A 15,774-nucleotide genomic window follows, 5' to 3' on the forward strand; every position below is an offset into this window, starting at 1 on the left:
AGGCAGCAGCAGCATGGCGCAGGAAGTACGCGGCGTGATCGCCCCTGGCAAGGACGAGCCGGTGCGGGTCGAGACGATCGTGGTGCCGGATCCGGGACCTGGCGAGGCGGTGGTGCGCATCCAGGCGTGCGGCGTCTGCCACACCGATCTGCACTACAAACAGGGCGGCATCACCGACGACTTCCCCTTCCTGCTCGGCCACGAGGCGGCCGGCGTCGTGGAGTCGGTCGGCGGGGACGTCACGGACATCGCCCCCGGCGACTTCGTGATCCTCAACTGGCGGGCGGTGTGCGGCACCTGCCGTGCCTGTCGGCGCGGCCGTCCCTGGTACTGCTTCAACACGCACAACGCCCGGCAGAAGATGACCCTCGCCGCCACCGGCCAGGAACTCTCCCCGGCCCTCGGTATCGGCGCCTTCGCAGAGAAGACGCTGGTCGCGGCCGGACAGTGCACCAAGGTCGACCCGTCCGTCTCCCCGGCCGTGGCGGGCCTGCTGGGCTGCGGCGTGATGGCCGGCATCGGCGCCGCCATCAACACCGGGAACGTCGGCCGGGGCGACTCCGTCGCGGTCATCGGCTGCGGCGGCGTGGGTGACGCGGCCGTCGCCGGGTCGTATCTCGCGGGCGCGGCGAAGATCATCGCGGTGGACATCGACGACCGCAAGCTCGCCGCCGCGAAGGAACTCGGTGCGACCCACACCGTCAACTCCCGGCAGGCCGACCCCGTCGCGGCGATCCGTGAACTGACCGGCGGCTTCGGTGCCGACGTCGTCATCGAGGCGGTCGGCCGCCCGGAGACGTACGAGCAGGCCTTCTACGCTCGTGATCTCGCCGGCACCGTCGTCCTCGTCGGGGTCCCCACCCCCGAGATGAAGCTGGAACTGCCGCTCCTGGACGTCTTCGGGCGCGGCGGGGCGCTCAAGTCGTCCTGGTACGGGGACTGCCTGCCCTCCCGCGACTTCCCCATGCTGATCGATCTGCACCTGCAAGGGCGGCTTCCGCTCGACAAGTTCGTGACCGAGACCATCGCCCTCGACGAGGTCGAGAAGGCCTTCGAGCGGATGCACCAGGGCGACGTGCTGCGCTCGGTGGTGATGCTCTGATGACCGCCCGCATCGACCGCCTGGTCACCTCCGGCACCTTCTCCCTCGACGGCGGAACGTGGGAGGTGGACAACAACGTGTGGATCGTCGGCGACGACCACGAGGCCATCGTCATCGACGCCGCCCATGACGCCGACGCCATCGCCGAGGCCGTCGGCGACCGGCGGCTGCGCGCCATCGTGTGCACCCACGCCCACAACGACCACATCGACGCAGCCCCCGCCCTCGCCGAGCGCACCGGCGCGACGATCTGGCTCCACCCGGACGACCTGCCGCTGTGGAAGATGACCCACCCGGACCGTCTGCCCGACCGCCGGCTGGACGACGGCCAGGTGATCGAGGCGGCCGGCACCGATCTGACCGTGCTGCACACCCCTGGTCACGCACCCGGCGCCGTCTGCCTCTACGACCCGGGTCTCGGCACGGTCTTCACCGGTGACACCCTCTTCCAGGGCGGTCCCGGGGCCACCGGCCGCTCGTTCTCCCACTTCCCGACGATCGTCGCATCGATCCGCGACCGGCTGCTGACCCTCCCGCCGGAGACGGTCGTCCGCACGGGACACGGCGAGTCCACGACCATCGGCGCCGAGGCGCCCCACCTCGACGAGTGGATCGCGCGCGGCCACTGACGCGAGAACGCGCCGGAAGACCGTACGCGAGAACGCGCCGGTACGCCGACGCGAGAGACGACAGAACGAGAGACGACAGAAGGCGTCCGGCCTCCGCCCCACGATCCGCGCACCTGGATCTGCGGCGCGGAGGCCGGACCAGCGCTCGGTCCCGTGCGCCCGGCCGGAGTTCTCGGACACCCCCTAGGGTGGGCAGAGATCACGTCGTCGGGGCCGACGGCGCCGTCGGCCGGTCGTGAAGCGGTCGTGTCCGGCGCTCCGCGACGCCCGGCCCCACCCCGAGGGAAAGCAGGAGTGGCATGGAGTACGTGAAGCTCGGTTCGACCGGTCTTGACGTGTCCCGGATCTGCCTGGGCTGTATGAGTTTCGGCCTCCCCGACCGCGGCACCCACACATGGAGCCTCGACGAGGAGGCATCCCGCCCCCTGATCCGCCGGGCGCTCGACGCCGGCATCAACTTCTTCGACACCGCGAACGTCTACTCGGACGGCACCAGCGAGGAGATCGTCGGCCGCGCGCTCGCCGAGTACGCCCGCCGCGACGAGATCGTGCTGGCGACCAAGGTGCACGGCCGGATGCGGTCCGGGCCCAACGGCGGCGGACTGTCCCGCAAGGCCATCATGACGGAGATCGATCACAGCCTCCGCCGTCTCGGCACCGACTACGTAGACCTCTACCAGATCCACCGCTGGGACCCCACGACCCCCGTCGAGGAGACGATGGAGGCCCTGCACGATGTGGTCAAGGCGGGCAAGGCCCGGTACATCGGAGCCAGCTCGATGTACGCCTGGCAGTTCTCCAAGGCCCAGTACACGGCGCGGCTGGGCGGCTGGACACGCTTCGTGTCGATGCAGAACCACTACAACCTCCTCTACCGCGAGGAGGAGCGCGAGATGCTGCCGCTGTGCGCGGACCAGGGCGTCGGGGTCCTGCCCTGGAGCCCGCTGGCCCGTGGCCGTCTGACCCGCGACTGGGACGAGACCAGCGAGCGCAGCCGCACCGACGAGTTCGGCAAGCGGCTCTACCAGGAGGGCGACCGGGCCATCGTCGACGCGGTGGCCACGGTGGCCGCCGAGCGGGGCATCCCGCGCGCCCGTGTCGCCCTCGCCTGGCTGCTCCACCAGAACACCGTCGCCGCGCCCATCGTCGGCGTCACCAAGCCGCACCACGTCGACGACGCGGTGGCGGCCCTCGACGTCCACCTCACCGACAAGGAGACCGAGGCGCTCCAGGAGCCGTACCGGCCGCACCCCATCAGCGGCCACTGACCGGGCGCGGCGAAAGACAGGCGGCGGTACGGGATCTCCCGTGCCGCCCCCGGGGTTCTCACATGCTGCCGGCCAGCCAGGGCCTGACCTGCCTGCGTGCCTCGTGCAGACGGGATTTCAGCGTGCCCAGCGGCACCCCGACACGTTCGGCGACCTCCGCGTACTCCAGCTGGCAGATGTCCCGGTAGACCAGTGGCGCCACCAGATGCGGATGTTCGCGCTCCAGCCGCTCCAGGGCCTCCAGCAGATCGATGCGGGACCCGGCGATCACGCTGGTGGTCCGAGGATCGACGTACTCAGTCGCGTCGATGGCCGCGGGCTGCTCGGCGGCCCGCCGCTTCAGTTCCCGGTACTTCTGCCGCGCGCAGTTGGCGACCACCGTGTACAGCCACGTGCTGAAGCGACTGCGGCCCTGGAACGTGGTGATCTTCCGCGCCACCTGGAGCAGCACGTCCTGCGCCGCTTCCTCGGCGTCCTCCCGGCACGGCAGGAACCGCCCGCAGCGCCGCAGGACGTCCGGCCCGATGAGCTGGAGCAGCCTGTTCAGGGCCACTCCGTCACCTGCGGCCGCGCGCCGAGCGAGCTCCTCGGAATCCGCGGCATCCCCCACTGGGAGCTCCCCTCGAAGTCGGTGTACGACCAGGCATGATAGTCCCATGCACTCCCTGGAGCGGATCGACCGCTACCGCCTGGAACGCCGCCTGGGCGGCGGCGCCTTCGGCACTGTCTGGCTCGCCCACGACGACGACCTCGAGGCGCTTGTCGCGGTCAAGGTGCTCGCCGACAACTGGGCCCACCGGCTGGACATCCGGGAGCGCTTCCTCTCTGAAGCACGCCTGCTGCGCCGGGCCGGTTCCAGCCGGGTCGTCCAGGTCTACGACATCGGCGAGCTGCCCGACGGCAGGCCCTACTTCGTCATGGAGTACGCCGACGGCGGCACCCTCGCCGACCGCCTCACCGACGGTCCGCTCCCGGTCGCCGAGGCCCTGCGGCTGACCGCCTCCTCCGCCCGGGCCGCCGCGGCCCTGCACGGCGCCGGGATAGTGCACCGGGACATCAAGCCGTCCAACGTCCTGCTGCGCACCGCGCCCGACGGCTCGGCCCGGTTGCTACTCGCGGATCTCGGCCTGGCCAAGAGCCTGGCGCAGGCCTCCGGACTGACCATGGCCGCGGGCTCCGCCGGGTACGCACCGCCCGAGCAGACCGAACCGGGCATGGGCATCGACGCCCGCGCCGACGTCTACAGCCTCGGCGCCCTCGGCTACCACCTCGTCACCGGCACGGTCCCGGCGCCGCCCGGCCGGGTGCAGCCCCCGGACCGGCTCCGCCCCGATCTGCCGCCCGAGGCCCGGCGGGCCCTGCTGCGGGCCATGGAACCCGACCGGGAGCGGCGCTGGCCGACCGCGGACGCCTTCGCCGACGTCCTCGACCGGCTCGCCGACGACGTAGCACCGCTCAGCCCGGCGCCCTCGGCCCCGGCACCCGCAGGTCCCCGCCGCCGTCGGGGGACCCTGCTGCTCGCGCTGGCCGCGGTCGCCGTCGCCGGCGGCACCGCGCTCGCCACCACCATGCTGCTCGACCGGACCGCGGCGGCGGACGTGACGGTCAAGGACGCCTCAGGACGGATCCAGGCCGCCGTGCCCGCGGCCTGGGGCCACCAGCTGCGCGACGCCGGCTGGGATCCGAAGACGCTGGGCCTGCCGAACGGGCACGAGCCCGCTCTCGGCGTCGCCGACGACCTCTCCGAATGGCCGGACCTCGGCAGCCATGTCAACGGCGCGTTCATCGGCCTGAGCGAGCACGGGGACCTCGCCGCCAAGGTGCGCGCCCTCACCCACTCCGGCTGTCACTACGAGGGCAGCCGTGACTACCGCGGCACGGCCTGGCAGGGCCCCATACGCACCTGGGACGACTGCGACGGCGGCAAGGGCTCCGTCACGGAGGCGGCCCTCGCCCCGGCCGACGGCACCGGCGGGACCCAGGTATATGTCCAGGTGCGCCAGGACGGCGGCAGCGACCGCACCGACCGGATCCTAGACTCGGTGCGGGTCACCGGCTGACCGCCCGCGCGGCCCGGCAGCCGGCCACGCCACACAACACAGCACAGCCCGTGTCAGCCGCCCCCCACACACACAGCGCATGTCAGCCCCCACACAACACAGCGCATGCCGGCCGTCCCCTGGCGGCGCACTCAGCCGGAACGCCCGAACTTTTCCCCCCGAGCACGCATCGGACAGAAAGGACGGAGCACACGGCACCGTCCGCACACGCCCTCCCAGGCGGTGAGTTTCGAGGAGCATCGATCATGTTGACCTTCCGGCGCGGCACGACGGGCCCGGACCACGATGGCACGGCCCCCTTCCTGACAGCACGACGCATGGTGTCGGCGCTGGGCGCGGTCGCCGCGCTGAGCCTGCTCACCGCCTGCGGCGGCCAGCACGGCACGACCGGCAGTGCCCCCCAGAAGCTGCCCGGGACGGCCCAGCCGGCCACCGGCGACCGGACGAGCGATGACGGCGCGTCGAAGGACACGAGCGGCGGCACCACGGCCGCCTCCTCCGGATCGAGCGACTCCGGTTCCAAGACCTCGGCGGGCTCCACCGGGGGCGGCACCACCAGCAGCCGCTGCCACACCTCCGAACTGCGCGCGTCCGTCGGTGCCAACAACCCCGGGGCCGGGCAGGAGAACTTCCCGCTCGTGCTGACCAACAGCTCCGGGCGGACCTGCACGATCGACGGCTACCCGGGCGCCGCTTTCGTAGACGCCTCCGGCAAGCAGCTGGGTCCCGACCCCAAGCGCAACGCCGGAAGCCCCGCCAAGATCACGCTCGCGCCGGGCCGGAGTGCCTGGGCGGGCCTGACGTTCTCCAACCCCGAGGTGAGTGGGGCCAAGACGGCCACGCCCGCGGCGATCCTGATCACCCCGCCCGACGAGCGGGACTCCCTGAAGGTGGCGTGGCCGGGCGGCGCGGTCCCCGTGTCCGACAACTCCTCCACCGCGCACCTGTCGGTCTTCCAGACGGGCACCGGCGCCTGACCCCTGCCCCCCTCCACCCCGCTGTCCGCTCGTCGGACAGCGGGGTTGTTCATGGAACCGTCGCGTTTGTCACAGAGCGGCAACACGTGCCGGGCGCCCCGATCTTTCCGCCGTCCTCGCCCATCGAACCCGTTCGACCGACATCAACGGAGGCTCCGCACGGGGCCGTGACGAGGAACCGGGGACGATCATGAACGGCATCTCACGCAGGCGTGTGCTCACCGCGGGCGCGACGGTGGGCGCCCTGGGCGCGCTGTCCGCCTGCTCGGGCGGTCTGGGCAGCCCGGACTCGGGCGGTGAGAGCCCCTCGCACCCCTCAGGCACGGCACAGGCCCGGCCCCTGAAGCTCATCGGCGACGGCTCCACCGCCGACACCGGCGCCCAGCCCCACCAGCCCAAGGCCGAGCGGCTGAAGCCCGGCCAGCGGCCGCCGCAGTTCGTGGTGTTCTCCTGGGACGGCGCGGGCGAACTCAGCAACCAGTTGTTCTCCCGCTTCCGCAAGATCGCGGCCGACCACAAGGCGTCGATGACCTTCTTCCTCAGCGGCATCTACGCGCTGCCCGAGTCCAAGAAGAACCTCTACCATCCGCCGCAGCACGCGGTCGGTGCCTCCGCGATCGGCTACCTCGCCGACCGGCACATCCACGCCACCCTCCAGCAGGTGCGCGCCGCCTGGCTGGAGGGCCATGAGATAGGCACCCACTTCAACGGCCACTTCTGCGGCGCCGACGGGGTGCGCAACTGGTCGTCCGCCGAGTGGAAGAGCGAGATCGACCAGGCTGTCCGCTTTGTCACCGAGTGGAAGACCAACACCGGTTTCACCGACCTCGACCCGCTGCCCTTCGACTACGGCAAGGAACTGATAGGCGGCCGCACCCCCTGCCTGGAGGGCCAGGCGGCCCTGCTGCCCACCGCCGCCGCACTCGGCTGGAAGTACGACGCCAGCTCGCCCGGCGGACTGCAGATGTGGCCCGGCAAAGTGCAGGGCGGCCGGATCTGGGACTTCCCCCTCCAGTCCATCCCGTTCTCCGGACACTCCTTCCAGGTGCTGTCGATGGACTACAACATGATGTTCAACCAGTCCGCCGGCAACCCTCTGGGCGACAAGTCCCAGTACGACGCCTGGCGCGCCCAGGCCCGCGACACCTACCTGGCCGGTTTCCAGCGCGCCTACGAGAGCAACCGCGCCCCCTTCTTCATCGGCAACCACTTCGAGCGCTGGAACGGCGGCATCTACATGGACGCCGTGGAGGAGGCGATCGGGCGGATCGCCGCGTACGACGACGTGCGCATGGTGTCCTTCCGGCAACTGGTGGAGTGGCTGGAGGTCCAGGACCCGGCGGTCATCAGGAAGATGCGCACCCTGGCCCCCGGACAGTCACCGCTCGGCGGCTGGGAGGAGTTCCTCGGCACACCGGCGTCCACGGCGCCCACCGGGAACTGACCGGAGGTTTTGGCCGTCGACGCCGGGTCGGCGGACCGTGGAACCGACCGTCGGCACCCGGCGACGGTCGCTGTAGCGTCCGTGGCATGGATCACACAAGGCGGTTCGAGGGGTACGGAGTTCTCATCACGGGCGCGGCGCGTGGCATCGGCGGCGCGACGGCCCGCCGGCTCGCCCAGGAGGGCGCCCGCGTCCTGGTCACCGACGTGGACGCGGAGGAGGCCGACAGGACCGCGGCGGCGCTACGGGACGTGGGCGCGCGGGCGGAGGCGTTCCGCTGCGACGTCGCCGACCGCGCCGGTGTGGAGGCGGCCGTCGCCCGCGCCGTGGAGGCCTTCGGGGCACTGGACGTCCTGGTCAACAACGCCTACGGCTGCACTCCCGACGCCCCGCTCTTCGAGGACGAGCCGGACGAGGTGTGGGCCCGCGACCTCGACCTCACCCTGACGGGGGCGTACCGCTGCAGCCGCGCGGCGCTCCCGCACCTCGTGGCCTCAGGCCGCGGCGCCATCGTCAACATCGGTTCCGTCAACGGCATCCAGGACTTCGGCAACCACGCCTACAGCGCCGCGAAGGCCGGCCTGATGTCCCTCACCCGTACCCTCGCCGGCCACGCGGCCCCCCGCGGGGTCCGCGTCAATCTGGTCGCCCCGGGCACGGTCCGGACCAGCGCGTGGCAGGACCGCGAGGCCGACCTGGCCGTGGCGAGCGAGCTGTACCCGCTGGGCCGGGTCGGCGAACCGGAGGACATCGCGGCGGCCGTCGCTTTCCTGGCCTCCCGCGACGCGGCGTGGATCACAGGCACGACGCTGTGTGTCGACGGCGGTCTGCTCGCCGTGAACACGGGATTCCGCCAGGCGGTACGGCAGCGCCGGTGAGCCACGCCGCAAGCGGTCACTCCCGGCGCGGTGACGGCCGGGCGTCGCAGCGGTAGAGCACCGGCAGATGGCCGCCCGCGCCGTATGCCGACGACGGAACCTTCGCGCAGTGCGTCGTGACCCAGTGCGCGACGGCGGCGGCGTCGGGGGCGAGCGGCGCGGGGTGCCGGCCCTTCTTGTGCGGGTGACGCAGGGCGACGTAGCGCAGTTCGCCCGAGCCGATCAGCCGCTGCAGCGCCTGCGGCGTGGGGTGGGGCACCTGCCCGGTGAACCCGCCCATCGGCAGCATGGGCACGTTCGCCGCGAGTATGTAGGCCGAGGCGTCGCTCCAGGCGGGCACCGCCGCAAGGTACTTCGCCCCGCCCCGGTGGGCTTCGAGGTAGGCCAGGAACCGCTCACGGGCCGGCGTCAGCCGGGAGGGACCGCCGCCGCCGGGGCGGCTGGCGGGGCCGACCCGGGCCATGCCGCCCGGCTGGTTGTAGCGCGGGGACAGTGCCGAGGCCGACCACACGGTCGGTATCAGCAGGACCGCGGCGAGCCCGGCGGCGAGTCCCGCCACGGCGATCCGCGGCCGGTGAGCGAGGCGCGCCCTGCGCCGACCGAGCAGCACCAGGGACACCACGCCCAGGACGACGGCGGCCGGGCCCTGCCAGCTGAGGAAGTGCCGGTAGCACAGCGTCAGGGCCACACACCACACGACATTCACGGCGATCACCGTCGGCAGCACCCACGCGCGGCGCCCGCCGCTCCGCCAGGCCCGCCAGGCCCGGACCAGCCCGGCGCCGCTCAGCGCCGACAGGGCCACGGCGACGACGCCCATGTAGTACGTGTGACCGGTGACGCTGCCGAAGCTGAACGCGGCGAAGAAGGTGGCCAGCCACACTCCCCACAGCACATAGCCGGTGAGCGTCCGGTCGGTGCGGCCCGGGCGGCGACGCCACGCCACCGCGAGCCCCCAGGCGAGGCCGAGCGCGGCCAGCGGGTACAGCCACCCCGTCTGCGTCGCCAGTCCCGGGCTGAACATCTTCAGCACGCTGTCGCCCAGGCCGGGGCCCGAACCGCTCGCCTGGTGCGCGGCCTGGCCGGTGTCGATGCTGCCCGTACCGGCCGCGTCGACACCGACCGCATCGAACCTGCTCAGGAAGTTGTAGCCCACGACCATGCTGTAGGCGGAGTTGTCCGTCGTCCCGTCTATGTAGGGGCGGGACTGCGCGGGCACCACCGTCGCGACGACCATCCAGGACACCGACACGGCCAACGTCACGACGCCGGCCAGGGCCATATGTCCGGCCCGGCGCCGCCAGGTCGTGGGCGCGGCCACCAGATAGGTGACGGCGAGGGCGGGCACCACCGCCCAGGCCTCCAGCATCTTGCACTGGAACGCCACCCCCACCCAGACCCCGGCGAGCAGCAGGGTGCGCAGCCGAGCCCGCTCCACGGCCCGCCAGGTGGCCTCGGCGGCCAGCAGCAACAGCAGGACGAACGGGGCGTCCTCCACTATCGACCGGCCGAGCCCCACCGTCACCGGCGTGAGCGTCAGGAACCCCGCGGCCAGCAATCCCGCCGGCACACCGGCCCAGCGGCGCACCAGCACATGGAGCAGCAGCACACAGGCCACGCCCTCGACCGCTTGGGGGAGGACCAGCGCCCAGGGGTGGAAGCCGAAGACCATCGCCGACAGGGCCTGGGGCCACAGAAAGCCGGGCAGCTTGTCGAGGGTGATCGAGTTGCCCGGGTCGAAAGAGCCGAAGAAGAAGGCGGTCGGGCTGTCGGTCATGCTGCGCACGGCGCTGGCGTAGAACACGTGATAGACGCTGCGGTCGATGCCCCAGGTGTCGAGCACGGCCGCGAGCGCCAGGAGGGACAACAGGACCGGAACCTCGTACCGTGGCCGGGGTGTTCCCGACGTCCATCGGAAAGGCCGCGCCCCGTCGTCGGGTCGGGTGCCGGCGGTCGTGGCCGCCGTGCCCGGGGCGGTGGGCTCGGGGCCGGACACAGTGGTCGGCTCGGAATGGGGGCTGAGCATGGATGGGCCCTTCCAGGACTCCCGCGGAACTCTTCACCGTCGCGTCGGTCCGGTCCCGTACCGCATACGACCGGACCGACGACCACGAAGAGGGAGTCGCACGCGCGTCGCGTTGCCCGACCTCCACAGGACCTCGGTAAGAACCCACTCACCAGCGTCCTACCCGGACGACACGCGGGGCGGGCCGTGCCCTCCGCGCGGAGGCCACACCCCGCTGCCCGACCGCCCGGCTCAGGACCCGGTGTCCGACAGTGCCGCGAACACGGCGCGGGGCTCGCCGCCGTCCGGGGAGCGCCAGCCCGCCGTGACATGCCCCGCCGCGCCGGCCGGGCCGCCGCCGCCCGGTTCCAGGACGCGCGTAACCCGGATGGTCAGGCGCCGGGCGAAGGGGGACCCGGTGGTGTCCACGGTCACCCGGGTGTCATCGGGCCCGGTCGTCACGGTCGTCGAGACGACCCCGGTGGCGAGGGCGGCGCCGTCGAACCGGACGGTGACGGACGGGTCGGGGGTGTCGCTGACGCTCTGCGCCTGAGGTACGGCACGGCCCTGGAGCAGCGCCAGCAACTCGGCCACCACCACCGGGTCATGCGTCCCGTCGTAGATCCACCGCTTCCCCAGCACGCCGTGCTCGGACGTCCCGATGAGCCCCTCGTCGGCTCCCTCCAGGGGCGCGGCCCGGTAACTGAGCGGTATGTGGTAGGCCACGGGCCGGTCGCCGGACTCGTCGGTGGTCACCATGAACTCGATCCCGACCTCGCCCCGGGGGTCGTCCAGCCGGAACCCGCCGGTCCGTGACAGCACCGGCTCGCCGCCGGAGCCGCGGTACCAGGGCTGGGCGGGCAGCCAGGGCGTCAGGAGTTCCAGCTTGGTGGGGGCCATGGTGGTGTGGTGAATGATCGACATGCCTGGTGAACGCCTGCTGCCCGGCGGGTGGTTCCCGCCCCGGCCGCCGTACGCCCGCTCACCCGGCAAACCCCCCGAACGGGTGAGCGTTCGTCATCCGCACCGGCCCCGGCACCCTGTGCCGCCTCCGCCACACGCCCGGCGGACGGCGGTCACGCGTCTCCTGGCGGGCCGTCACGTAGCGTGGGGAGGGCGCAGGGGCACCGGCCCCCGCCGCCATCAGTCGCGCGCCGCGCCCCTGCCGCTCGCAGGGGCACGGACCCAGTGCCGGACCCGGGCCCACCCTGTCCGCCGGACGTCTCCGCGGACGCCGCCGAGCCGCGGCGGTGACAGGTCGGCCGCCCGGAGAGCCGCAATCCGAGACGAGAGGTGGCCGTGTCGATCGATACACCCGAGTCAGGCGGGGCGGACCCGGACATCAGCGTCGTCGTCATCGTCTTCAACGACGCCCCGCGCCTGAAGACCGCCGTACGCTCCGTACTCGGCCAGACGCTGCGCAACGTGGAAGTGATCATCGCCGACGACTGCTCCACCGACGAGTCCTGCGAGGTGGCGCGGTCACTCGCCGCCGCCCACCCCGGCCGGGTGCGGGCACTGCGGCTGCCGGAGAACAGCGGCGGCTGCGGAGAACCCCGCAACCGGGGCCTGGCCGAGGCCCGCGGCCGCTATGTGATGTTCCTGGACAGCGACGACACCCTCGAACGAAACGCCTGCCGCAATCTGCTGGAGGCGGCCGAGCGCACCGGCGCCGATCTGGTCTCGGGACTCTGCGTCCGGGTGTACACCGACAGCAGGCACGGAAAGCGGGTGCCCTGGTACCCCTGGCTCTACCGGTCCACGCGCACCGTCGAGTCCATCGCCGAACTGCCCGACCTCTTCGTCTTCGACACCCTGTCGACCAACAAGTGCTACCGGCGGGACTTCCTCGTCGAGAACGGACTCGCGTTCCCCCAGGGCATCCACTACGAGGACCTGCTGTTCACGGCACAGGCCTACCTCGCGGCCGGGCGGATCACCCTGATCCCCCACACGGTCTACCACTGGAGCGTGGCGCAGAAGTCCACGGCCAAGTCGATCAGCAACCGGCGCCACGAGATCAACAACTTCACCGACCGGCTGGAGATCCACCGCCGTATCGACGCCATGCTGTACCGGCGCGGCCTCGACGAGTTGAAGCTGCACAAGGACATCAAGTTCCTCAAGCACGACCTCGTTCTCTATCTGCGCGACCTCCCCTTCCTCGACGACGACTACCGGCACCGCTTCGCGGAACTGGCCCGCGGCTACCTCCGGGACTTCCCCGAGGCGGCGTACGCCCGCCTGGACCCCGTCCACGCCATCTGCGCCTACCTGCTGACGCGGGAGGACTGGGACAATCTGATGCCGGCCGTCGACACCCTGATCAACCGCGGCAAGATCTCCGCGCCGCTCGCCGAGCGCGACGGCCGCGTCTACTGGTGCGACCGCTACCTGGACGACCCCGGGGCCCGCGAGATCATGGACGTCACGGGCCTCGGCCACCACGGCCGGCCGCTGGAGCAGATGTTCCTGCGCAATCTGCTGACCCGGTACGCCGTCCAGGGCGACCTGGTGCTCCTCGAAGGCGCGGTGGTCAACCCGCTCCACACCGTCCCCGCGGATGCCCGTCTCACCGCCGAGTTGGAGTTCCGCGCCCGCCGCCGCAGCCTGCAGACGTTCCGCTTCCCGGTGCGGACGATCCGTCACGAGGGCGACACCCTCGTCTGGCAGGCCTCCGTCCCCCTGTCCGGCCGCTTCCGGCCGCTGGGCGTCATCGACGAGGTCTGGGACGTCCGGCTGCATCTGCGGGCCGACGGCAGACGCACCACCAGCCGGATCACCGCCGGGAGCGTCGATCTGGAGGGCGTCGCCCCCGTCCCCGTACGGCCCCGCCTCTCCCGCCTCATGGCAGACCGGCTCGAACCACAGGTCTCCGCCAAGGGACATCTCGCCTTCCGGCTCGTCCAGCACGGCGCGGCGGCCCGGCGCGGCCGCGCCCTGGTGGACCGCAATCTGCACGGTTCCGCCGCCCGGACCCTCAAGGGCGCCTACCGCACGCTCCGCGCCGTCAGACGGGACCTCGCCTCCGGCACGCGCAAGGTCCAGATCTACCACCGCATGCTGCGACTGCTCCCGGTCCGCCGGGGCACCGTCGTCTTCGAGAGCCATCTCGGCAAGCAGTACAGCGACAGCCCCCGGGCCCTCTACGAAGAACTGCGCCGCCGCCGGCTGCCCGTCACCGCGATCTGGTCCTACGCGGGGGAGCGGCCCGTGGGCTTCCCCGAGGACGCCGAGCTCGTCCGCCGGTGGTCCTGGCGCTATCTCAGGGCGTTGGCCCAGGCCGAGTTCTGGATCGACAACCAGGGCTTCCCCCTCCGGCTGGCCAAACGCCCGGAGACCACCTACATCCAGACATGGCACGGCTCGGCCCTGAAGAAGATGGGGTTCGACGAGCCCAACCACCGGGTGATGTCCGAGCAGGAACAGCGTGCCTACCAGGAAGCGCTGGACCGCTTCGACCACTTCGTGGTCCGCAGCGAGCACGATGTGCGCACCCTTGCCCGCGCCTACCGCATCCCCGAGGCGAAGCTGCTGCGCACCGGATATCCGCGCAACGACGTCCTGGTACGGGCCGCCCGCGACCCCCGGACGCCCGACCCCGCCGCCCGCCGGCTCGCCGAACGCCTCGGCATCCGCCCGGAGCACCGCGTGCTGCTGTACACGCCCACGTTCCGGGCCCGTCCCGGCGGCGGTGTACAGGACTTCGACATCCCCTTCGACGTGGAGCGCTTCGCCGACCGCTTCGGGGACCGGTACACGCTCCTGGTCCGTTCCCACTATCTGAACCGGGTCGCGCTGCCCCCGTCGGTGGCGGACCGCGTGATCGACGTGACGGACGAGGCGGACATCACCCCGCTCCTGCTGCTGGCCGACGCCCTCATCACCGACTACTCCTCCGTGATGTTCGACTACGCCCTGCTGCGCCGGCCGCTCGTCTTCTACGCCTACGACTGGGAGGAGTACTCCCGGGACATGCGCGGCACCTATCTCGACCTGCTGGAGGAGGCCCCGGGGCCGGTCGCCCGCACGGAGGACGAACTCCTCGCCGCGCTCGACGACCTGCCGGCCGTGGGCACCCAGTACGAGGCGCGGCTGAAGGAGTTCGTGGACAAGTACGGCGAGTACGACCGCGGGGACGCGGCGGCTCGCATCGTGGACCGTTTCTTCGGACCCACGGGAGAGGCCCGATGACACAGCGTGAGATCTTCTTCGTCGCCAACGAGGTCAACGAGCTCGGCGGCGTGAGCCGTTGGCAGACCCAGATGGCCCGGCTGTTCGCGGAGCGCGGCCATCGCGTCCGGATCATCGGTATCGCCCCGCCCGAGGTGCCGATGGACCTCGGCACGCGTCCGCCGTTCGAGACGCTGACCCTCTACGACCGCCGGCCGCCGGCCCACCGCGAGCCGCACGTCCCGCTCGGCCGCATCGCCCCGGCGGCCCGGGCGGGCGGGGCGGCCAGACGGGCCGCCGCCGAGCGTCTGTCGGGCGTGTTCCGCGCCGCGGGGCCCGGTGCCGTGATCATCGTGACTCAGGTGTGGGCGATGGAGTGGGTGGCGCTCGCGGACACCGCCGGGCATCCGGTCATCGGCATGAGCCATGAGTCCTTCGAGGCGTCCCGGCGCTCCTCGCGCTTCGCGCGCGTACGGCGGTACTACCAGGACGTGGACCGGCTGCTGGTCCTCACTCAGGAGGACGCCGACCGCTGGGTGGGGCAGGGCCTCAACAACGTCGGCTTCCTGCCCAACCCGGTGCCGGTGATGCCGGCCGCCCCCTCGCCGCGCACGGAGAAGGCGGTGGTCAGCATCGGGCGGCTCAGCCACGCCAAGGGCGTCGATCTGCTGCTCGACGTGTGGGCCGAGGCGGCGCCCCGGCAGCCCGGCTGGATCCTGCGTATCCACGGCGCGGGCGACCACGAGCCGGAACTGCGGCGGCAGTGCGCGGAACTCGGCCTGGACGACTCGGTGGAGTGGGCGGGACAGACCGACGACGTGACCGGGGCGCTGGGACGGTCGTCCGTACTGGTGCAGTCGTCCCGGGGCGAGGGCTTTCCGCTGGTCCTGCTGGAGGCGATGGCCTGCGGTGTGCCGTGTGCCGCGTTCGACTGCTCCCCGGGAGTGCGCGAGATCATCCGGGACGGCGAGGACGGCCTGCTGGCCCGGCACGGCAACACCTCCGAACTCGCCCGTCACCTGGTACGGCTGATGGCCGACGAGAATCTGCGCGACGCGATGGGGGAGCGGGCACGGCAGAACGTGCGGCGCTTCGCCCCGGAGGTCATCGTCCGCCGCTGGGAGCAGCTCTTCGACTTCCTGGAGCGGTGAGGGACGGCGCCCCGGCACAGTTTCGGGGCGCATGTCCAAGAGTTGCGGCCGGTGTTCCGCGATGGTGTCAAAACCCTTGACGCATCT

General features: G+C 72.0%; 12 protein-coding genes. 9 read left to right on the plus strand and 3 right to left on the minus strand.

Translation table 11 applies throughout. The features are described from left to right. Nucleotides 1-13 precede the first annotated feature (13 nt). From AB0L95_RS22250 to AB0L95_RS22260, 3 genes are all read left to right on the plus strand, one after another. On the plus strand, nucleotides 14-1,102 hold the full coding sequence (locus AB0L95_RS22250; RefSeq protein ID WP_365163763.1) for an S-(hydroxymethyl)mycothiol dehydrogenase: 1,089 nt from the start codon (nucleotides 14-16) through the stop codon (nucleotides 1,100-1,102). After that, nucleotides 1,102-1,731, plus strand: a complete 630-nt coding sequence (locus AB0L95_RS22255) for an MBL fold metallo-hydrolase (RefSeq protein WP_365163764.1) — start codon at nucleotides 1,102-1,104, stop codon at nucleotides 1,729-1,731. Before AB0L95_RS22250 ends, AB0L95_RS22255 begins: the two co-directional genes overlap by 1 nt. A gap of 299 nt (nucleotides 1,732-2,030) precedes the next feature. Then, the gene (locus AB0L95_RS22260) at nucleotides 2,031-2,999 is read left to right on the plus strand and encodes an aldo/keto reductase (protein WP_365163765.1); all 969 of its coding nucleotides are present in this window, start codon (nucleotides 2,031-2,033) and stop codon (nucleotides 2,997-2,999) included. Nucleotides 3,000-3,057: 58 nt separating this feature from the next. Here AB0L95_RS22260 and AB0L95_RS22265 read toward each other — a convergent pair whose 3' ends face one another. Continuing rightward, the gene (locus AB0L95_RS22265) at nucleotides 3,058-3,609 is read right to left on the minus strand and encodes an RNA polymerase sigma factor (RefSeq protein ID WP_365163766.1); all 552 of its coding nucleotides are present in this window, start codon (nucleotides 3,607-3,609) and stop codon (nucleotides 3,058-3,060) included. A 46-nt stretch (nucleotides 3,610-3,655) separates the two neighbouring features. Between AB0L95_RS22265 and AB0L95_RS22270 the strand changes: the two genes are divergently transcribed. The 4 genes from AB0L95_RS22270 to AB0L95_RS22285 all read left to right on the plus strand — a co-directional run bounded on the left by AB0L95_RS22270 (nucleotide 3,656) and on the right by AB0L95_RS22285 (nucleotide 8,358). After that, nucleotides 3,656-5,059, plus strand: a complete 1,404-nt coding sequence (locus AB0L95_RS22270; RefSeq protein ID WP_365163767.1) for a serine/threonine-protein kinase — start codon at nucleotides 3,656-3,658, stop codon at nucleotides 5,057-5,059. A 317-nt stretch (nucleotides 5,060-5,376) separates the two neighbouring features. Further along, entirely contained in the window at nucleotides 5,377-6,036 is a 660-nt protein-coding gene (locus tag AB0L95_RS22275; RefSeq protein ID WP_365163969.1) for a DUF4232 domain-containing protein, read from the plus strand. A 190-nt stretch (nucleotides 6,037-6,226) separates the two neighbouring features. Then, nucleotides 6,227-7,480 (plus strand): hypothetical protein, encoded by a 1,254-nt coding sequence (locus tag AB0L95_RS22280; RefSeq protein ID WP_365163769.1) that lies wholly within the window; start codon nucleotides 6,227-6,229, stop codon nucleotides 7,478-7,480. 86 nt (nucleotides 7,481-7,566) lie between these two features. After that, on the plus strand, nucleotides 7,567-8,358 hold the full coding sequence (locus AB0L95_RS22285) for an SDR family NAD(P)-dependent oxidoreductase (protein ID WP_365163770.1): 792 nt from the start codon (nucleotides 7,567-7,569) through the stop codon (nucleotides 8,356-8,358). Nucleotides 8,359-8,374: 16 nt separating this feature from the next. On the opposite strand, the gene AB0L95_RS22290 is transcribed toward AB0L95_RS22285, so the two are convergent. Continuing rightward, the gene (locus AB0L95_RS22290) at nucleotides 8,375-10,384 is read right to left on the minus strand and encodes a glycosyltransferase family 39 protein (protein ID WP_365163772.1); all 2,010 of its coding nucleotides are present in this window, start codon (nucleotides 10,382-10,384) and stop codon (nucleotides 8,375-8,377) included. A 231-nt stretch (nucleotides 10,385-10,615) separates the two neighbouring features. Then, nucleotides 10,616-11,287: a 1,4-alpha-glucan branching protein gene (locus AB0L95_RS22295; protein ID WP_365163775.1), complete on the minus strand. Its 672-nt coding sequence runs from the start codon at nucleotides 11,285-11,287 to the stop codon at nucleotides 10,616-10,618. Between the two features lie 375 nt (nucleotides 11,288-11,662). Between AB0L95_RS22295 and AB0L95_RS22300 the strand changes: the two genes are divergently transcribed. Together AB0L95_RS22300 and AB0L95_RS22305 are read left to right on the plus strand one after the other, a co-directional pair. Continuing rightward, entirely contained in the window at nucleotides 11,663-14,557 is a 2,895-nt protein-coding gene (locus AB0L95_RS22300; protein ID WP_365163776.1) for a bifunctional glycosyltransferase family 2 protein/CDP-glycerol:glycerophosphate glycerophosphotransferase, read from the plus strand. Continuing rightward, nucleotides 14,554-15,687 carry a glycosyltransferase gene (locus tag AB0L95_RS22305; protein WP_365163778.1) on the plus strand — a complete coding sequence of 378 codons (1,134 nt, stop codon included), beginning with the start codon at nucleotides 14,554-14,556 and terminating at the stop codon, nucleotides 15,685-15,687. Before AB0L95_RS22300 ends, AB0L95_RS22305 begins: the two co-directional genes overlap by 4 nt. Nucleotides 15,688-15,774 lie beyond the last annotated feature (87 nt).

This window comes from Streptomyces sp. NPDC052036 (assembly GCF_040680495.1).
Taxonomy (GTDB): Bacteria; Actinomycetota; Actinomycetes; order Streptomycetales; family Streptomycetaceae; genus Streptomyces.